Origin of the sequence: Enterococcus sp. DIV1094 (assembly GCF_017316305.2) — a bacterium.
Taxonomy (GTDB): domain Bacteria; phylum Bacillota; class Bacilli; order Lactobacillales; family Enterococcaceae; genus Enterococcus_B; species Enterococcus_B mangumiae.
In genome coordinates this window covers 2,412,895-2,431,391 of the sequence record NZ_CP147250.1, presented here as the reverse complement: position 1 = coordinate 2,431,391, position 18,497 = coordinate 2,412,895, and the positions used below count along the sequence as shown (strand labels likewise).

The following is an 18,497-nucleotide window of genomic DNA, read 5'->3' as shown; positions in this document are numbered from 1 at the left end:
TTACTCAACAAATGATCACTAGACTTGTTGCTCTTTCAGGTAAGCCAGTAAATCAGCCTCTTCATTTTTTACCTGATTATTCACTACAGCTGATTCCGCAAGTCCTAAAGCCTCACTGACCCATTTTCCTGGTTTTTTCTCACTTGCAGCTAATAGGACTTTTCCATCGATCGCTAACTCACTCAGTGACTTGATCGGTAGCGCCTCATAGCTATCGATGACAGTTGTTGTATCCGGTGTTTGGTCAAAGTAGATCATCAATTCTTCCACATCAAGCGATGCTTCTTTGCCAAGATGATAGATCTCTAAAGGCGTTAAAGGCCGTTCTAATCGTTTCGTCAATCCCTTGACCAAACGCTGTACCTCACGGATCATTTGGTTTGAACATTTCCATGCTTTCAAGAACGGTGCTACCTCTTGCTCTGAACGACCGATTTGATTAAGCAGTAACGCCCATGCTTGGCTTTCTTTTTTTAATGGCACAGACGGTAAATCAGCAAACCGCAATAATCCTTCGCCCTCTTCCTTCAATTGCGGACAATAGATGTAACATTTCGTTTCAACAAAAGCTGTCAATCCGTTCGTACGAAAATTCCCCAAAAGCATTTTGATAAATTCAACATTCATTCGTTCAACAGAAATTTTTTCCAACAAGGCATGATTATCTTCAATCGCCTTGGCGGTTTCCGCTTCCAACTTGAATCCTAATTGACTAACAAAACGAAGGCCACGCATCATGCGCAATGCATCTTCGTGGAATCGCTCAAAAGGTCGACCAACAGCTCGTAATACCTGATTTTCCAAATCAGCTAAGCCATCGAATAAATCAATGATCTCCCCATCCTCTTTCAGCGCAAACGCATTGATCGTAAAATCTCGCCGTTTCAGATCCTCTTCTAATGTACGAACAAACGAAACGCTATCCGGACGTCGATAATCCTGATACGTTGATTCTGTACGAAATGTCGTGATCTCATACTGTTCCTCTTCATGCAAGACAAGGACCGTGCCATGTTCGATCCCGATATCGATCGTTTTGGGGAACAGTTGCTTGATTTCTTCTGGAAAAGCACTCGTCGCAATATCGACGTCGTGGATTTTTTGACCTAATAAAGTATCACGCACACTGCCACCCACAAAGTACGCTTCAAATCCAGCAGCTTCTATTTTTTTTAATACTGGGATCGCTTTTTGGTATTCGATCGGTAATTCACTTAGTCTCATTTTTACTCCTTCTATCTTCAGTTTGTTCGTCATCTTTTCGAGCAAACCGATGGTGGTCTCTTTGATTGAACTTCGCCATATTTTTTTCAAATACTGTTGTTAAATCAATATCTAATGAATTCGCCATGATCATTGTTACAAATAAAACATCGCCTAATTCTTCTGCAACTGAGTTACTAGGCTCTGTCGCTTTTTTGCTCTTTTCTCCATATGAGTGGTTGACTTCTCGTGCCAACTCTCCTACTTCTTCAGTTAACCGTGCCATCTGAGCCAATGGCGAAAAGTACCCAACCTTGAATTGCTGGATGTATGCATCGACTTCTTGCTGCATACTTTTTAGTGAACGCTCTTCATTCATTAAGAATCCTCCAATCCTCTCTTCCTAAAAAACTTTACAGCAAAACCCCAAGAAGTGCAATTGTGAAAACAAAGAATACGTGCTACATTATGTTAGGTATACTTAATTAATTCTTAGTGCCAAGCGAACTTAGTCTTTCTATTTAAAATAAAAAAGACCAATTTCCCGATCGAACGTTTCATGTCAAAGGTCGCTTGTTGCAGGATCAATCATATTAAATAGTAGAAAGTGGGGATTCGATGACATCATTGAAAACGATGAAAGAAGTTTTTTTTATTATTTTAGGAACAAGTATTTATGCTTTTGGACTAGTGTATTTAAACATTGCCAATAATTTAGCAGAAGGCGGAGTTTCAGGTATCACACTGATTTTACGTGCTCTTTTTCATATCGACCCGGCTTATTCTACTTTGGTGATCAATATCCCTTTGATTCTACTAGGCGGAAAAATCTTAGGCAGACGCGCACTCGCCTATACTGTCTTAGGTACCGTTTCGCTCTCTGTCTTTTTATGGATTTGGCAAAGGATTCCTTTACAAATCAACTTAGAACATGACTTACTGATCGTCTCCTTACTTGCCGGGCTGATTGCCGGTGTCGGCAGTGGAATCGTCTATCGCATGGGTGGTACAACTGGAGGAAGTGATATCATCGCTCGCATTCTCGAAAAAAATCACGGGATCTCCATGGGACGTTCGCTCTTAGCTTTAGACGTCATGGTTTTACTTGCTTCATTGACGTATATCGACTTGAAGCGCATGATGTATACCTTGATCGTCTCCTACGTCTTTAGCCGTGTGATCGACTCGATTCTTGACGGCGGTTATTCTGCAAAAGGAATCTTGGTTGTCTCAAATAAAAGCGAAGAAATCGCACCGTTGTTGATGACTGGGCTACAACGAGGGGTCACATTTTTACATGGAGAAGGCGGCTTTTCTGGTATCGACAAAAAAATGATCTATATGGTCGTTAGTTCACGTGAATTGAACGAAGTGAAACGTATCATCAACGAAATAGATGAACATGCCTTTCTTTCGGTCTTGAATGTTCATGAAGTCGAAGGAGAAGGTTTTACGTATCTCAAGCCCCAGACAAAGCGGTTTAAAAAAATGATGAATTAAACCCTATAGCTTTTATTTTCTGATCAAAAGTTGCATATGAGACTAATAATATTTTTATATCAAGTAGAAAAACGGCTCTATAATAAAGTGGACTGATGAATCAATTCTGATTCGTCAGTCCACTTTTTCTTTTTGGGTATTAAAAAACATATCGTTCTCTAGTATGATTAAATCACCACAAAATAAACAACTGAGAGGACGATATGCTCTATGGAAAATTCTATCAAAAAAATGCTCCGATTAACAGATAAATATTTAACCATCCAAGATGTTTCTTACGAAACGTTCCATCAAACCAATACTTTAGTTATTGACGCAGTGTTAGCTCCTCCTACTTCTGCTTGTTTGACTTGTGGCTCTGCCGTGAGAGATTCGAAGGGGAAAACGGTCATTGTCAAAAATGGCAAGAAAATGACCTGCATTCGTTTCGATCAATTCAACCATTTACCGCTAATCATGCGGCTGAAGAAACAACGTTATCACTGTAGAAACTGCCATACCCATTGGACAGCCCAAAGCTATTTTGTTCGGCCAAATCATTCGATTGCCGAGCATGTAAAAATGAAAATCATTGCTTTACTCACCGAAAAGGTCTCCTTATCTTTTATCGCAAAGCATTGCCAGGTGTCTATTCCAACGGTGACGCGTATTTTGAAGTCGTTAAAAACCTATTTACCAAAACAAGCCAAGCGCCACCTGCCCAAAGTATTGATGGTCGATGAATTTCGTTCCCATGTATCCTCAGAAGATAAGATGAGTTTTATTTGTGCCGATGGGGAAACCGGGCAATTAGTTGATATCTTACCCACTCGAAAATTGTCTCGGTTGACCACTTATTTCCAGACATGTGTGAATCCATCTGACGTCGACTATTTAGTTACTGATATGAATGCGGCGTATTTTCAACTAACAAAAAAAGTATTTCCTCATGCCAAACTGGTCATTGATCGTTTTCATGTGATCAAACACATGAATCAAGCGTTCCAAGATTTTCGTGTCCGTGAAATGAAACGCCTGATTGCTTCGGGCAATCGGACAATGCCAAGGAAATTAAAAAGCCATTGGCGCTTACTCACCAAAAATCGGAAGAATATCAACCACACAGAATATAAAACTTGGCGTAGCTTTCGTGCCCCAAAGTATCCTTACCTGACAGAAGCCATGGTGCTTGACCGTTTATTAAGTGCTTCAACTGCCTTGAAAGTCGCCTATCAAGCGTTCCATGAACTAGCGGATGCCTTTCGTGACAAAGACCACGAGTCATTTTTCACTCTCTTGCATCAGTTACCAGAAACATTAGATAAAGAATTTCGGCTAAAACTACAAAATCTTCTGAGCTATGAAGAAGGGATTCGTCATTCTTTGATTTATCCTTACTCTAATGGGAAAATTGAAGCAAAAAACACCCACATCAAAACACTCAAACGAGTGTCTTATGGCTTTAAATCATTTGAGAACATGCGCATCCGAATCTTTTTGACGAATCAAGTCATTCACGTCAAATAACGAAGAAAATCCGGAGAAGAAGTGTTCACTTCTTCTTCCGGATTTCACTTGATTGCACTCATCAGTCCTTATTGACAAAGAGCCAGAAAAACTACTATCTTGACCATTAAGATAGTAGCTTTTTTCGTTATTCATGCGAAGCTTATTCTATGATTTTCGTAGCTTCAAACGTGATTGTCTGAGAATTATTTTGCGGATATTCTCGGAAGTGATGGTCTGCTGAAACCACAATATCTTTGAAACCGACTTTTTCCAAAAGCAAACGAAACTCTTCTACTCCGTACCATTTTAATGGAAAGATCTCAAGCTCTGATTCAGTCATCTTGCCTTCCTGATACTTTTCATAACGATTGTGGTAAGTTATCACTTGCTTGATTGGATCAACCTTTACTAATTTTTCTTCTAACGTAATCAGATCATTTTGCGCATTCGTAAAGATTCTTTCGCCAACAAAACCTTTTTCAAAGCTCTCCGGCAGAAAAATATCCAAGATCAGCTTACCATTATTTTCAAGATGCTGGTAGAAGCACGTCAATGCAGCCATGGCTTTCTCTAATTCATCCAACAGCAAAAAAGAACCAATAGGAACAATCACAGCTTCATAGGTTTGATCCAGTGAGAAATTAGTCATATCTAATTGATAGATTTTAGGGTCAAGTCCTTTTTTGCGACAGTTTTCTTTTAATAAAGCCAACATGTACTCTGAAAAATCAAACCCTTCAATGTCCAAACCTTTTTCCAACAATGGAATCAAAATCCGACCATTTCCAGCTGCCGGCTCCAAGATTTTTCCTCGGACATCTTTTAATCGTTCATAATAATAATCAACATCACTGTATGGTCGATCAATATCTTTATCGATTTCATATACCTCTGCGGATAGTTTCCCATATGAATTAGCCATTATTTCACTCCTCGTACTTGATTTGATGTAAAAAACAAGTGCTTACGCTTTGACCTGATAAACGACACCTTCTGGTTCATAGCCTAATTTCTTATAATAAGGAAGTGCATCATTCGCTCCCGAAACATAGACCTCTTTATTAGGAAACTGTTCACAGACGTAGGTCATCAATTGTTTGCCAATAGCTCTCCCTCGATGCTCCTTATGAACGAGTAAATCGACGATCCAAATCACAAAATCATTGAGTGTTCTAACAAAACCAATAATTTGATCGTTTTCTACTACGATATACGTGACGGATTTCTCTAAAGCCTCCACGTAGTTTGCTTGATTTTCTGGCAACCAGTAGCCCCACTCCTCCCCTTCCTTTTTGAATAGCTCAAATAGCTGATCTTGGTAGTCTGAGGTATATTCTTTTATTTTCATTTCTTTTTTCTCCCCTATGAAAAAGTAGATTTTTAGTTTTAAACATGAAAGTGGAAACTAAAAACAGAAACACTTGCTTACTTTCTAAAGATCCTTCCGATAATCGCCATCTTTGAATTTAACAAAACCATTGCTCACCAAAACTCGGACGGAAGGAGTATTCTCTTCTCCTGGGTCAGCTAATACTAGACGACCACCCCTCTTTTTCACTTCTTCAACCAAGCGTTGGATCATCATTTTGCCTAAACCTTTTCCCAACAAAGATTCTTCCCCGATGAGATAGCTCAACTCATAAGCTTGGTTTTCTACGAGTGTTCCAGTTAAATCACTATAAACTTCCTCCACATAATCTGGAACTGTAGAGATATCGATACATTGCGCAAATCCAATCTTTTGATTATTCAAAACAATCACAAATTGATTGATCTGTTCACTTTCTGAAATATCAGCCATTTCATCTAACCAATCTTGTTTATCCGCTTCTCCAGAAGGACAAAACCATTTGTAAATAAACGGTTTCTCCAACCAGCTTTCGAATAGGGGTAAATCTGAGGGTGTAAAAGGCTGTATCAGAACATTTTGATTTTTCATTTGTAAAAATCTCCTTGGATAGAATTTATGCTACATTTAACTTAACACTATAAATAGGTATGAAAAAGGGATTTCATTCTAGAAAGGCTAAAACTTTATCATGCTAATCTTATTAATTTTATATAAAAATTTGCCTAAATTGAATTCATCTTTTTCATACGTCAATAAAATAGATGAGATACCACGATTATATTTTTTTAAATAACCTCAATAAAAATAATGGAGTATATTTCTTTATAGAACATGCTCTGACATTCCCACCATGGAATACCAATTCATACACTTTTTTACTTTATGTAGTATCTCCTTTGTATGAATAGGTAAAATCAGTAGCACTTCCTTATACAGGATCGTACCATATAGTACTTTCAATTTGATTCATATTTTTTTATCCGAAGAGAAAGCTTTATGAACTACATTGATAACTCTCATAAAAATCTTTAACGTGCGAGGTACCAAGAATATAACCTAGAATTCGTTCAAACAGTCAACTATGTCAGTATTCATAACATTCTAACTTATTTTTAAAAACCTTTTTAAAGTCTTTTTATTTGGGAGTCCTCGAAACTAGGTACTGTACTTGAATAATTTTTTGCCAGTTTCTCGGATTTATCTGAGTGGTAACTTTTTAAAATCATTTGTCAGATGAAATTAATTCCGCTATCATGATATTTATAGTGTATGATTTCTCAACATTTTTTTGTTAGAAATTAAATAAACCAACTTTTGTACAGAGTGTTGAAAACGTTTCACAAAAGAAAGAAGGATGCAGACGATACGGAGGAAAAGCAATGACAACCAAAAACTTTCAAACAGAGTACATAAACATCAATGGACTTTCACAATACATGTTGCACTATCCAAAAGAAGGAAGCAAAGATGTTTTATTGATGCTACATGGTGGACCTGGTGCCCCAAATTCTTATATTAGCTATTATCTCGAGCCTTATCTTAATTTTTGTCATGTGGTTTATTATGATCAGCGCGGTTCTGGAAAGACACAAATCAAAAGTAAAACAAAACTCAAGCACCACACATGGAAATTGATGATCGAAGACCTACGAGAAACCGTTCGACACTTGAAACGAAAATATAAAACTGACAGAGTGATCTTATGCGGGCACTCTTTTGGAAGCATGTTAGGCGCAAGCTTCTTAGAAAAATATCCAGAGGAAGTACTGGCATTTATCGCTTATGGCGTAGTCACTGATGTAAACGCACAAGATCAGCACTTTTATACAACTTTAAAAAGTAATGTTTTAAAAAATGGTAGTAAAAAAGATATCAAAAAAATTAATACTGTGAACCCATCATTTCCTTCTGTCAACAGAGAAGAATTTACCAAAGGCGTCAATGTATTATCCGAACTTCAACTGAAGTATGGCTATTACTACAACGACTACATGGCGATTTTCAAAAAAAGCCCCATCTTAGGTTTCAAAGATTTCCTTCAATTTCCTAAAGGTGCAAAGTATGATTCAAAACTAATCGCAGAAGTTGAGTACCAATATGACATCACACATATGACAACTTATCAGGTACCTGTATTTTATATTCTTGGCGAAAAAGATGATTGGACTTCAAGCGTTATCGCAAAAAAATACTTTGATACGATCAACGCCCCTGTCAAAGATCTTTACTGGATCAGCAATGCCGGCCATTTCGTAGATACCGATCAACCGCAGGAATTTAGCGAAGCAATCAAAGATATTTTGACACAAATTTGATGATATATACTTCTATAGGAAATTCGCAACCGAAAGCCTTCAAATGATCTAAAAAACATGATAAAACCTAGCACACCTCTACAAAGTATATGCAAGGTGTGCTAGGTTTATAGATTCTATAGTTTTTTATGTTGATACTTACTTGTCAGAGCTATACATTCCTGTAACTCGACCTTTTCTCACCCTCAACTCTTACTCTTCTGAGGAGATTGAAGGATCATCCGATTCACTTCATCTGATAGTTCTAAGAACGCATCTTTGTTGCCTTCTTCTAATGCTTGATCGATTTGTTGATAGAGCATGTTCAGCTTTGCTTCTTGCTCTTTTTCTTGGAAATAATGCTCGACTATTTCTGTTGATTCTTCGCTGATTGCATCTTCCCACGAGGCTAACGGATTATCTTCGATGATTGCTAAATATTCTTTCGTTTGCCACGCATTCTCAAAGAGACATTCGACGTAGAGCGGGTTTTTCCAGTTCAGACGGATCTCATGGAAAATCTGATCGGTATCAGTAAACTCTTTTCCGTCTAAAAATAACTTCATCGGCTCTCCTTCATAAGAAAGATCGGTGATCTGTAAACCACGTCTTGTTAGGTTTGCTCCTTCAACAAAACGTACATTGTGTAAGATTGCTTCATGATTTGCCAGATAGTTCAAAATCCAAAATACTTCTCTGCGACTGAAAGAAACATGGTTAACCATCCAAGTTAAGAAATTCTTCTTTTCTTTGACATCAATCAACATTTTCATCACCTCTCTGTTAAATCATCTAATAGGGACAATACCTCCATATCACCTGGTTCATAAGTTAAATATTTTGCCAGTAATTCACGTGTTTTCGCTAATTGACCTTCTTCACGTAAGAACAAGGCATATTCTTTTAAGAAATCTGGTTCATGGTCTAATTCATTTGCAGCTTGTTCATAATGGACTGCTGCTACTGCAAAGTCTTCGAGTTCATTATAGGCATGTGCGAGATTCCATTCTGCATATGGATTGGCTACTTCTTCCATTTGATTGACGGTTTGAACAACGTCTTCATAACGCTCTTGATCCAAGTAAAGATTACTCAACGTCAACAATGTCTCATCTTGCTTGTCACCAACATTCAAAGCATCAAGCAATAATTGCTCTGCTTTTTCTGTGTCGTGTAAGCGAAACGCATTTTCAGAAGCTAAGTGATAAAGTTCCACTTGGAAAGGATTTTCTTTGATCCCGTCTTCTAAGACTTGTTGTGCTTCTTCGATCATTTCTTCTTCTTGAAGTGCCTGACCTAGATAGAGATACAAAGATTGATACTGTGGATTCAATTCACGTAATTCTTGTAAATAATTGATTGCTTTTTCGTTCTCATTCAATTGAAGATTCGTGAACGCTAATTGGAACAAGCGATCATCTGTCCGTTCTTCGGCTAACGCAGCTTCTAACGGTGGGATTGCTTCTTCAAAATTCCCTTGCATGCTCAATGATTGCCCTAAGCGTTCTTGCATGGAAATGTTAGAGATTTCCTCGATGCCATTTGCGAGCAACATTTCGTAAAGTGCAGAAGCTTCATTGAAGCGATCAACTGAGAAGCGATCAACTGAAAAATACAGTTCAGCTAATGCAAATTGGATCAATGGTTCTTCTGGTAATAATTTTGCTGCTTCTTTTAATTTTGCTTCACTTACTTCAGGAATGCCGATTACTTGATACAAGTCGGCGATTGCTAATAATGCTTGTGGATAGTACTCACTATCTTGCTGGATTTTTTCTAAATAGTCAAATGCTTGATCGATCTCATTGTCTTCGATGGCAATCTCAGCCAACGGAATATTCCATTCATCATTTTCAGGTGATACAGTTAGCAAGTGTTCAAAGATTGATTTTGCTTCTTCTAAAAAACCGATCGCTAATAATTCTTCACCTAATTCATGTAAGACATCTGCTGGATCATCTTGGAGTGCCTTTGCCAAATATTCGTTTGCTTGTGTCAAATTTTCGTCTGCTAATGCTTGCAGCATTTTTTCACTATTTGTCATCATCTAAATCCCTCTAATCTCTTGGACGATCCGTTCATAGGATGCCATTGTTTTCAATAGTTCTTGCTCATTTGGCAACTGATATCCATCTATTATACCAATTTTTTCCAAAACGAGAATTTTTTTGCTCTTTTCTGCTAAAAGCAGCACATTTTCCAGATAGCCCATTTTAGGTATTTCTTCAGGCCACATGATAGGATAGCCTAGATGCTGTAACCAGATGAAAAAGTTCTTCAACTGGAATGAGAGTGTTTTGATTTCTGAATTCCAGACAAGCTGCATCAAGATACCTAGAAATTTTTTCATACTCGCTGAAAGTAAGTGCCCATTTTCAGTCAGATAAAAAGCTTGCTCAAATAGTTTACCATAATTTGAGACCTGTTCAGCATCTTCTTGATAAAAATAGATGATTTCTTCTAGCATACCAGCAAAGGGACGATTGAATAATTTTTCGCGATTCGGATAATTTTTGTAAAGATTCTGGAGAAATGGATGATCACAAACTAGCCCGCAACAAATAAAAATCAAAAAGTCGATTTGCTTTCCTTCAATTTGTTTTTCGCTGATCGTTCGATCATAAATGATCCGTTCTGGAAGGTTCGTTGTTTGAAGCGCCGATTGGTTCGGGCCATGTAAAATGTCACGTTGTGGATTCAATGCCCGCGCCATTGAACGAATCGAAACGGGAATCAGCCAAAGTGTGGACTGAAGATAGGTATGTTTTTGAAAAAAGCCAGCCAAGTCCATGATTCCTTCATTGCCAAAACCAATCACTAAAAGTGCTTGATTTTCGGGGTACCGTTGCGCAAATGATAAGAGACTATGCAATTCAGATAACTGATTACACTGCGTATTGCCACAAATATACCAATCAATCGCTAACTTGTTAGGAAACGACTGGGTCATTTTTTCAGCATACAGATCATAGTAACGTTGGTTCGTCAAAAATAAAATCGGTTGATTGATCGCTTCTTTTTTCAACTGGCTGACGAATGTCTCGCCATAAAAAATGGTTGTATGTTCTTCTTGGTAGTGATAGGATAACTCCATGTTGTCCTCCCCTTTTCTTTTATTCTACCATTAGTAAGTAAAATAAAAAAAGAATAAGAAAATCTAGCTATTCTTCTAGTAAAAATCCGTTTATTTTTTATATGTACATACATTCATTAGGTGTGCCAGAATATTGAGCTGCTACTTTTTTGCTACTTTTATCCCTTTATATAAACAATAAAGCGCCTGTAGCCTTAGCCACAAGCGCTTTTTTTCAACTGTCTTATTTAACAGCATCTTTTAATGCTTTACCTGGTTTAAATGCAGGTACTTTGCTAGCTGGGATTTCGATTTCTTCACCAGTTTGTGGGTTACGTCCTTTACGAGCCGCGCGTTCGCGTACTTCAAAGTTACCAAAACCGATTAATTGAACTTTTTCGCCGTTAGCTAAAGCATCTTGAATAGTTGAAAATACAGCGTCTACTGCTGCAGTTGCGTCTTTTTTAGTTAAATCTGTAGCTGAAGCAACTTTTTCGATTAATTCTGCTTTATTTGCCATGGATAGATTCACCTCCTCCAACAAGAGATATGATAGGAACATCATTTAGTTAAAAACTTTCTGAGTGGTCCAGAAGTTTAAAAGAAATATTGATTAAGTTTCAATATTCTGTTATCACGATATCATATGAATCGCTTAATAGCAAGGTTTTTGGCATTATTTAACCGCTTTTTTTAGTCATAAAAACGTAATACAAAAATATGCTTATTTTTTTTGAAAAAAACGGTCCACTATGGTAAAATGCCTATTTTCTTCGACGTGGGATGATTCGGATCGAAGTTCCTTCAAATGTAAATGCTTTTCTGATTTGATTTTCTAAAAAGCGCTCATATGAAAAATGCATCAATTCTTCTTCATTGACGAAAACAACAAAGGTTGGTGGTTTTACTGCGACTTGCGTAGCATAGAAAATCTTCAAACGTTTTCCTTTATCCGTTGGTGTTGGATTGATTGCCACAGCGTCCATGATCACATCATTCAAGACGGCGGAAGAAACACGTAAGTTTTGGTTCATGCTGACTTCTTCGATCATTTCAGGCAAACGCTCTAATCGTTGTTTTGTCACAGCTGAAACAAATATGATCGGTGCATAATCTAAATAACGAAATTCTTCTCGGATCTCTTGCTCGAAGTCACGCATCGTGTTGGTTTCTTTTTTGACTAGATCCCACTTGTTGACCACGATGATCACACCACGGCCTGCTTCGTGCGCGTAGCCCGCTACTCGTTTGTCTTGTTCACGAATGCCTTCTTCTGCGTTCAAGACCATTAAAACGATGTCTGAGCGGTCAATGGCACGCATGGCACGCATCACGCTATATTTCTCCGTCGTTTCATAGACTTTCCCACGTTTACGCATACCGGCTGTATCGATCATCATGAATTTTTGTCCATCTTCAGAAACAAAATGCGTATCGATCGCATCACGCGTTGTGCCTTCGATATCAGAAACGATCACGCGATCTTCACCTAAGATCGCATTGATCAAGGAAGATTTCCCAACATTTGGGCGACCGATCAAACTGAATTTGATAGTATCGTCCTCTTCTTCTTCGGCTTCTTCATCGAAGAATTTCACCGCTTCATCTAAGATATCTCCGATACCTAATCCATGACTTCCTGACACTGGATAAGGGTCTCCTAGTCCTAGTGCATAAAATTCATAGATGTCATTTCTCATTTCAGGATTATCGACTTTGTTAACGGCTAAGATCACCGGTTTGTTGCTGCGGTATAAAATTTTTGCTACGACTTCATCTGCATCGGTGATTCCTTCGCGTCCACTAACGACACAAACGATCACATCAGCTTCATCGATCGCGATTTCTGCTTGGTGTTTGATTTGATCCATAAATGGTTCATCGCCTAAGTCGATCCCACCAGTATCAATAATACTGAAATCACGACCTAACCATTCCCCTTTAGCATAAATACGATCACGAGTAACTCCTGGAGTATCTTCGACAATCGAAATACGCTCTCCGGCGATACGGTTAAAAATCGTCGACTTACCGACGTTTGGGCGACCAACGATTGCAATTGTTGGATTTGCCATATTTTTTCCTCCTCACATGTTTCCAATCTCACTTAGTGTACCGAATACTTCACGAACTTTCAAGCTTAGATCGGTGAACATTTAAGTATTTTTCAGGATCGTGGTTTATTACAAAAAGAAAATGGTCCGGGGCGTAATCCCCAGACCACTTGTTTCGCACATGTACAACTTCCCTTGATGCTGAAAATTCGCGCTTCAGGAACGATCATTCATTTATTTTTCAGAATCATCCGTTGCTGTTTCTTCTACTTCCCCTTTTAATGCTTCACCTAAGATATCGCCCATCGTAAATCCTGTATTTTCTTCAGGCAACTCATACGATTCAACTTCTTTCGGTTCTTTTTCAGAAGTAGGTTTTTCTTCTAATGCTTTGATACTTAAAGCAATTCGATGTTCTTCTGGATTGACTTCTAAAACTTTCACTTGAACATCGTCACCTTCATGAAGTACTTCATGTGGTGTTGCGATATGTTTATGAGAGATTTGTGAAATGTGGACAAGTCCTTCAACTGTTGGGAACACTTCAACAAACGCACCAAAGCTTGTTAGTCGTTTGACTTTTCCATCAAGTACAGCGCCTACTGGAGCTTTTGTTTCGATATCTGTCCAAGGTCCAGGCAATGTGTCTTTGATCGATAATGAGATACGTCCTTGCTCAGGATTGATTGAAAGAACTTTTACTTTCACTTCATCGCCTACAGCTAAAACGTCACCAGGTTTAGCAACATGTCCGTGAGAGATCTCAGAAACGTGTACTAAGCCATCGATCCCACCTAAATCAACAAACGCACCAAAATCTGTGATACGAGCGACGCGTCCTTCGATCACATCGTCTTCTTTGATCGTTGATAGTAATTCTTTTTTCTGTGCTTCTTTTTCCGTTTCAACGACTGCTTTGTGTGAAAGGATCAAGCGATTTTCTGATGGTTCGATCTCAACGATTTTGAATGTCATTGTTTTTCCTTTGTATTCAGAAAAATCAGCAACGAAGTGATCTTCTACCATTGATGCTGGAACAAATCCACGAACACCGACATCGACCACTAATCCACCTTTGACAACATTTGTCACTGGTGCTTCAATGATATTTCCAGCTTGGAAATCTTTTTCGATATCCTCCCAAACTTTTTTCGCATCTAAACGTCGTTTTGATAAAAGGTAACTTCCGTTTTCTTTGTCTTTTCCGATCGTGCTGATCACGACTAGATCTAACGTATCGCCAACCTTTACCACTTCGTTGATATCTTCGACTGGTAAAGTAGATAATTCTTTTGCAGGAACTACACCTTCAACACCCGTTCCTTCGATTCCAACGATGGCTTGTTTGTCTTCAATGACTAAAACTTCTCCTTTGACGACATCACCAACGTTCACTTCTTGAACGCTATTCATTGCATCTTCCATTGATTGGTTGTTTTCTGTCTGATTTTGTTCAAATTCTGTCATAACACTTGTCCTCCTAACCAACATTCTGCCGTTACCTACTACGGTACTGCTTTTAGTTTAATTGATTATTAAAAAAAAATAAAGCGATTTCGTTTGTTTTCCTCCAAAATGGTCGTATTCCCACGTTTTTGTCCATTAATCACGACAATATCCCTTTTGATTGATGACTTCTTTGATTTCTTGGACCACTTCTGGGATCGATTTACCTGTTGTATCGATCCGTATTGCATCGTCTGCTTGCTTCAGCGGTGACACTTTTCGCGTCGAATCGTATTCATCGCGTGCTTGTATTTCTTTTGTCAACTCTTCTAAGTCTGTCGGAATGTTTTTTTCAAGGTTTTCCTTGTGTCGTCTTTGTGCTCGTTCCGTTACACTAGCTACTAAGAAAATCTTCACTTCTGCTTTTGGTAAAACAGCTGTGCCAATATCACGACCGTCCATGACCACGCCGCCATCTTCCCCGATCCTTTGTTGGATACTCACTAACGCTTTGCGTACATTTGAATGTGCAGCAACTTCAGAGACCGCTCGTGTGACATCTGGTTGTCGAATCGCTGAAGTCACATCTTGCCCAGCCACAAGGACATGTTGACCATCTGCCTGTTGTTCAAATGAAATAGGGTATTGGTTGATCAAATCGACTAATCCTGTTTCATCAGAGAAAGCGACTTGATGTTTGATGGCTAAATAGGTAACTGCACGATACATCGCTCCTGTATCTGTATAGATATAGTTTAGTTCATTGGCGATGATCTTTGCTACCGTACTTTTGCCTGAAGAGGCAGGTCCATCAATTGCAATACTAATTCGTGTCATTTTTCATAACTCCCTTTTCTCAAAAAAAAGGGGCTGTGGCTAAAGCCACTGCTCCTTATTTAATTACATTTTATGAAGATACTCTGAGGAAAAACAACTCTTCAGTATTATCTTTTTGCTTCGCTTATTGGACTCTTAGTTCTTGTCCTGGATATAGCATGTAGTTGTTTGGATCGATTCCATTCAATTGGAACAATTGATCGACTGTGATGCCGGCACGTTCAGCAACTTGTCTAGGACCTTCACCAGCTTGAACGACTGTTGTCGAACCTGAAACGCCAGTACCTGCTTCTGGTGTTGAAGTTGGTGTTGTTTCTTCTGGTGCAACAGTAGTTGGTGTCGTTTGTTCTGGTTCTGGCACTGTTGAAGTTGGTGTTGTTTCTGGTGTCACAGCACTTGTTGGTGTTGTTTCTCCAGCTACAGATTGTGTTTCTGATGTTGGTTCACTTGAAACTGTTGTTGATTCCACCGTTGATTCGACAGTTGAACTTTCTACGATCGATGAAGTCGTTTCAGTAGAAGAAGCTTCTGTCGCACTGTTATTCGACCCATTTCTGATCCAGAAGTAAGCTCCTGCTGGAATCGCAATACATAAAACAAGCAAAATCAAAAATAGCGATAAGAATAATGTGTTCCCTTTCTTTTGCTGTCTTTGAGTACTTCTTGAAGATGCTTCATCCTCTGTATCATAAATTGGTTGTTCCCATGGTTCTTGTGTTTCGTTATTTTCTGATGATTGATGTCTATCTTTTCTACTCACCTTATTGACCTCCTAAATTCTTTCCCAGTTATTATACCATAGGATAAACTTGATTGTACGAAAAAAATACTTCGCAACATTTTTTTAAAATAAATTTAGTAAAATTGTTTGCCAGTCTCCTGCTTCTGCAATTGGACTAGTTTGCCTCGTCTCACTTTGAATGAATAACGCCCCGTCTCGGTCACAACAGTTTTTAGTTTTGTCTTTGAGCGTTTCACCGAAATAGGACAATAGTCGTTCTCGTCTACAGCCCGTTTCGTGAATATAGGCAAGCATCTCTTGCAGCTGTTTTATTTTGACTTTCTCTTGTTTTTTTAATTCTCGCAGCCAAACATCAGGGCTTTGCATTTCATTGACTACAGTAAGCCATTTTTGTTGGATCTCATCGAAATGGGTCGCATCTGACTGTCCGGCTAACAGATGTTCTTCAAAAATCTGGCGTTGTTCTTTGGATAGTTGTTGGAAAAAGTAATGAATCCCTTCATCTCCTGGCTTGTATAGTAATACAGCGCTACTTGGACGTTGATCCCTACCCGCTCGCCCAATCTCTTGCATGTAGTTTTCCAAACTATCTGGCAGATCATAATGGACTACATATCGAATATCGGCTTTATCGATCCCCATGCCGAATGCATTCGTCGCAAATAGAAATCGCAGTTGATTTTTACTGAATTGTTGTTGGAGTTGCCGGCGTTGTGAAGCATCTAAGCCTCCATGATAGTAGCCTACTGCATAATCCTTACGAAACAATTGATAAAGACGTTCGACTTCTTTTTTGGTCGCACAATAAATGATCATTGCGCCATCAGCTTGTGCCATCAACTGGCGTAATTGTTGCTCTTTCTCCTCTGTTTGGCTGACAAATAAAGCGATATTTTCTCGGTTGACTGAATGCTTGACGACGACTGGTTTTGTTTGGAAGAGAATGTTTTCAATCTCTTGTTGTACCGGAAGAGTCGCTGTTGCGGTCAAGGCTAAAGTCGTTGGCGAACCTAACTCTTTTCCGATTCGTCCGAGCGATTGATATTCAGGACGAAAATCGATCCCCCACTGTGAGACACAATGCGCTTCATCGATGACATATAAAGCAATTTTTTGTTGCTTCAATGCATAAAGTAATTCAGATTGATTCAACATCTCTGGACTAACAAAAACAAATTTATACTCGAACAAATGGGCTAAGACATATTTCTTTTCGCTTTTGCTAAGTAAACTGTTATATGCAATTACTCTTTTTTCTCCTCGCTTTTGCAGTTGCCCGACTTGGTCTTCCATTAAAGAAAGTAAAGGAGAAACGATCAATACCAATCCTTCTTGTAAATATCCTGTCAATTGATAACATAGACTTTTGCCGTTTCCAGTTGGTAGGATCGCTAATACATCTTTTTGATTCAAAAGAGTCGAAATAATTTCTTCTTGTCCTGGACGAAAAGAGGAAAAACCAAAGTATTGTTTTAGTGGATCAACTAACTCCATATTTACTTCCTCCTTTGAATCTCTCGATTTGTGCTAAACGAAACTCTCCATAATCGACCGTTTGAACATCAAGGTCTTTATATTTGAGTGTGAGAAGGGGGCGATCTAAAGAAGCTAAAGCTTTCCTTGTCTCTGAATGAATTAGACGCTCAAAAGGAAAATCGTCAAAAAAGATCGCCCATTCGATCAAGTGATCGTTGATCGTCCCTTTCTTCAAAGCTCGTTTCGTCATCACTTCTTCGACTGGATCACCCGCTAAAATCAATGCTCTTGTTGTCAGCATGCTTTGATTATAGTTTTGGGAAAGCAAGGTTGAAAGCAAATCGTATAACAGGAAATCTTTGTGCTGTTCGATGATTACTAGTAATCCATGAATACACTGATCTTGGTAAATTTGCTGTTCCACCGCATCTTCCAATGTGGTCAATTGGTAGGCAAGCAAACCTGTTTGCTTTTTGCCAGAAAATTGATTCGCTAAGAAATTTGCTTGTTTCTCGGTCATCTGTGAAAAAACAGTTGAAAGCTCACTTGGCAATCGAGTGATCAACTCCGTTCTGGAACATTTTGTTTCTTTCAGCCATTTCTTGACTTGATAGGAATAAAAGGGGCCAGTCTCAGCTGGTAGATAAGTGGTTTCATTCGCTGATAAATGTGATACTACTTGTACAGCAAATTTCAGTAAACGCCAGCTCGTCTGAGCGGTGCGGCCATACTTATCATAATGTAATCCAGTCAATGATTTACTGCTTCCTCGCAGTCTGCCTTTTTCTGTCAGTTGTAATTCATTGCCCTCCCGTGACAAAAGTCTTTCATCGATCATTTGTTGGATTTGCGCATCAAATACCGTTTGTTTGAGTGAAGGAAAACAGCCATGTGCAAACAATAAACCATTGAAAAAACCAAAAAGCAATACTGATGATGTACGCTTACCAGTCAATAATTGATAGAGTGAGCTTGCGCGTAACTTGTCACTCGAAGAAAATAAAGATAAAATAAACTCAGTCATAGTAATCCC

At 38.6% G+C, this 18,497-nt stretch carries 18 protein-coding genes; 3 read left to right on the top strand and 15 right to left on the bottom strand.

Annotation, left to right across the window (positions count from 1 at the left end; genetic code table 11):
- Window positions 1-18 precede the first annotated feature (18 nt).
- Together DOK79_RS11600 and DOK79_RS11595 are read right to left on the bottom strand one after the other, a co-directional pair.
- Entirely contained in the window at window positions 19-1,224 is a 1,206-nt protein-coding gene (locus DOK79_RS11600; protein WP_206857569.1) for a CCA tRNA nucleotidyltransferase, read from the bottom strand.
- Entirely contained in the window at window positions 1,211-1,582 is a 372-nt protein-coding gene (locus DOK79_RS11595; protein ID WP_206857571.1) for a nucleotide pyrophosphohydrolase, read from the bottom strand. The genes DOK79_RS11600 and DOK79_RS11595 overlap by 14 nt, the downstream gene beginning before the upstream one ends.
- 239 nt (window positions 1,583-1,821) lie before the next feature.
- Between DOK79_RS11595 and DOK79_RS11590 the strand changes: the two genes are divergently transcribed.
- Window positions 1,822-2,703 (top strand): YitT family protein, encoded by an 882-nt coding sequence (locus DOK79_RS11590; protein ID WP_206857573.1) that lies wholly within the window; start codon window positions 1,822-1,824, stop codon window positions 2,701-2,703.
- A gap of 210 nt (window positions 2,704-2,913) precedes the next feature.
- A complete protein-coding gene (locus DOK79_RS11585) occupies window positions 2,914-4,209 on the top strand; it encodes an ISL3 family transposase (protein ID WP_206859623.1) in 1,296 nt (431 codons plus the stop codon).
- Window positions 4,210-4,351: 142 nt separating this feature from the next.
- Here the strand turns inward: DOK79_RS11585 and DOK79_RS11580 are convergent, their stop codons facing one another.
- The 3 genes from DOK79_RS11580 to DOK79_RS11570 form a co-directional block, all read right to left on the bottom strand.
- Window positions 4,352-5,113: a class I SAM-dependent DNA methyltransferase gene (locus tag DOK79_RS11580; RefSeq protein ID WP_206859311.1), complete on the bottom strand. Its 762-nt coding sequence runs from the start codon at window positions 5,111-5,113 to the stop codon at window positions 4,352-4,354.
- Between the two features lie 42 nt (window positions 5,114-5,155).
- Window positions 5,156-5,539, bottom strand: a complete 384-nt coding sequence (locus tag DOK79_RS11575; protein ID WP_206859312.1) for a GNAT family N-acetyltransferase — start codon at window positions 5,537-5,539, stop codon at window positions 5,156-5,158.
- An 84-nt stretch (window positions 5,540-5,623) separates the two neighbouring features.
- Window positions 5,624-6,130 carry a GNAT family N-acetyltransferase gene (locus tag DOK79_RS11570; protein ID WP_206859313.1) on the bottom strand — a complete coding sequence of 169 codons (507 nt, stop codon included), beginning with the start codon at window positions 6,128-6,130 and terminating at the stop codon, window positions 5,624-5,626.
- Window positions 6,131-6,921: 791 nt separating this feature from the next.
- Here DOK79_RS11570 and DOK79_RS11565 point away from each other — a divergent pair.
- On the top strand, window positions 6,922-7,857 hold the full coding sequence (locus tag DOK79_RS11565) for an alpha/beta fold hydrolase (protein ID WP_206859314.1): 936 nt from the start codon (window positions 6,922-6,924) through the stop codon (window positions 7,855-7,857).
- A gap of 185 nt (window positions 7,858-8,042) precedes the next feature.
- Here DOK79_RS11565 and DOK79_RS11560 read toward each other — a convergent pair whose 3' ends face one another.
- From DOK79_RS11560 to DOK79_RS11515, 10 genes are all read right to left on the bottom strand, one after another.
- Window positions 8,043-8,603 carry a YpiB family protein gene (locus tag DOK79_RS11560; RefSeq protein WP_206859315.1) on the bottom strand — a complete coding sequence of 187 codons (561 nt, stop codon included), beginning with the start codon at window positions 8,601-8,603 and terminating at the stop codon, window positions 8,043-8,045.
- 5 nt (window positions 8,604-8,608) lie between these two features.
- Complete coding sequence (locus DOK79_RS11555) at window positions 8,609-9,883, bottom strand: tetratricopeptide repeat protein (RefSeq protein WP_206859317.1); 1,275 nt, start codon at window positions 9,881-9,883, stop codon at window positions 8,609-8,611.
- Window positions 9,884-10,930, bottom strand: coding sequence for a hypothetical protein (locus DOK79_RS11550; protein ID WP_206859319.1), 1,047 nt, complete (start codon window positions 10,928-10,930; stop codon window positions 9,884-9,886).
- A gap of 223 nt (window positions 10,931-11,153) precedes the next feature.
- Window positions 11,154-11,429, bottom strand: a complete 276-nt coding sequence (locus DOK79_RS11545; RefSeq protein ID WP_002290178.1) for an HU family DNA-binding protein — start codon at window positions 11,427-11,429, stop codon at window positions 11,154-11,156.
- Window positions 11,430-11,673: 244 nt separating this feature from the next.
- Window positions 11,674-12,984, bottom strand: a complete 1,311-nt coding sequence (gene der, locus DOK79_RS11540) for a ribosome biogenesis GTPase Der (RefSeq protein ID WP_206859321.1) — start codon at window positions 12,982-12,984, stop codon at window positions 11,674-11,676.
- A gap of 213 nt (window positions 12,985-13,197) precedes the next feature.
- Window positions 13,198-14,430, bottom strand: a complete 1,233-nt coding sequence (rpsA, locus tag DOK79_RS11535; protein WP_206859322.1) for a 30S ribosomal protein S1 — start codon at window positions 14,428-14,430, stop codon at window positions 13,198-13,200.
- A 135-nt stretch (window positions 14,431-14,565) separates the two neighbouring features.
- Window positions 14,566-15,246, bottom strand: coding sequence for a (d)CMP kinase (cmk, locus tag DOK79_RS11530; protein WP_206859325.1), 681 nt, complete (start codon window positions 15,244-15,246; stop codon window positions 14,566-14,568).
- Between the two features lie 124 nt (window positions 15,247-15,370).
- Window positions 15,371-16,006 carry an SAG1386/EF1546 family surface-associated protein gene (locus tag DOK79_RS11525; RefSeq protein WP_206859330.1) on the bottom strand — a complete coding sequence of 212 codons (636 nt, stop codon included), beginning with the start codon at window positions 16,004-16,006 and terminating at the stop codon, window positions 15,371-15,373.
- A gap of 84 nt (window positions 16,007-16,090) precedes the next feature.
- Window positions 16,091-17,482 (bottom strand): RecQ family ATP-dependent DNA helicase, encoded by a 1,392-nt coding sequence (locus DOK79_RS11520; protein ID WP_206859332.1) that lies wholly within the window; start codon window positions 17,480-17,482, stop codon window positions 16,091-16,093.
- Window positions 17,469-18,488 (bottom strand): helix-turn-helix domain-containing protein, encoded by a 1,020-nt coding sequence (locus DOK79_RS11515; protein WP_206859334.1) that lies wholly within the window; start codon window positions 18,486-18,488, stop codon window positions 17,469-17,471. The genes DOK79_RS11520 and DOK79_RS11515 overlap by 14 nt, the downstream gene beginning before the upstream one ends.
- Between the last annotated feature and the right edge of the window lie 9 nt (window positions 18,489-18,497).

Bases quoted from the DNA above. Each gene is read 5' to 3' on its own strand.
- DOK79_RS11600 (WP_206857569.1), bottom strand. From the start codon at position 1,224: ATGAGACTAAGTGAATTACCGATCGAATACCAAAAAGCGATCCCAGTA.
- DOK79_RS11595 (WP_206857571.1), bottom strand. From the start codon at position 1,582: ATGAATGAAGAGCGTTCACTAAAAAGTATGCAGCAAGAAGTCGATGCA.
- DOK79_RS11590 (WP_206857573.1), top strand. From the start codon at position 1,822: ATGACATCATTGAAAACGATGAAAGAAGTTTTTTTTATTATTTTAGGA.
- DOK79_RS11585 (WP_206859623.1), top strand. From the start codon at position 2,914: ATGGAAAATTCTATCAAAAAAATGCTCCGATTAACAGATAAATATTTA.
- DOK79_RS11580 (WP_206859311.1), bottom strand. From the start codon at position 5,113: ATGGCTAATTCATATGGGAAACTATCCGCAGAGGTATATGAAATCGAT.
- DOK79_RS11575 (WP_206859312.1), bottom strand. From the start codon at position 5,539: ATGAAAATAAAAGAATATACCTCAGACTACCAAGATCAGCTATTTGAG.
- DOK79_RS11570 (WP_206859313.1), bottom strand. From the start codon at position 6,130: ATGAAAAATCAAAATGTTCTGATACAGCCTTTTACACCCTCAGATTTA.
- DOK79_RS11565 (WP_206859314.1), top strand. From the start codon at position 6,922: ATGACAACCAAAAACTTTCAAACAGAGTACATAAACATCAATGGACTT.
- DOK79_RS11560 (WP_206859315.1), bottom strand. From the start codon at position 8,603: ATGTTGATTGATGTCAAAGAAAAGAAGAATTTCTTAACTTGGATGGTT.
- DOK79_RS11555 (WP_206859317.1), bottom strand. From the start codon at position 9,883: ATGATGACAAATAGTGAAAAAATGCTGCAAGCATTAGCAGACGAAAAT.
- DOK79_RS11550 (WP_206859319.1), bottom strand. From the start codon at position 10,930: ATGGAGTTATCCTATCACTACCAAGAAGAACATACAACCATTTTTTAT.
- DOK79_RS11545 (WP_002290178.1), bottom strand. From the start codon at position 11,429: ATGGCAAATAAAGCAGAATTAATCGAAAAAGTTGCTTCAGCTACAGAT.
- der (WP_206859321.1), bottom strand. From the start codon at position 12,984: ATGGCAAATCCAACAATTGCAATCGTTGGTCGCCCAAACGTCGGTAAG.
- rpsA (WP_206859322.1), bottom strand. From the start codon at position 14,430: ATGACAGAATTTGAACAAAATCAGACAGAAAACAACCAATCAATGGAA.
- cmk (WP_206859325.1), bottom strand. From the start codon at position 15,246: ATGACACGAATTAGTATTGCAATTGATGGACCTGCCTCTTCAGGCAAA.
- DOK79_RS11520 (WP_206859332.1), bottom strand. From the start codon at position 17,482: ATGGAGTTAGTTGATCCACTAAAACAATACTTTGGTTTTTCCTCTTTT.
- DOK79_RS11515 (WP_206859334.1), bottom strand. From the start codon at position 18,488: ATGACTGAGTTTATTTTATCTTTATTTTCTTCGAGTGACAAGTTACGC.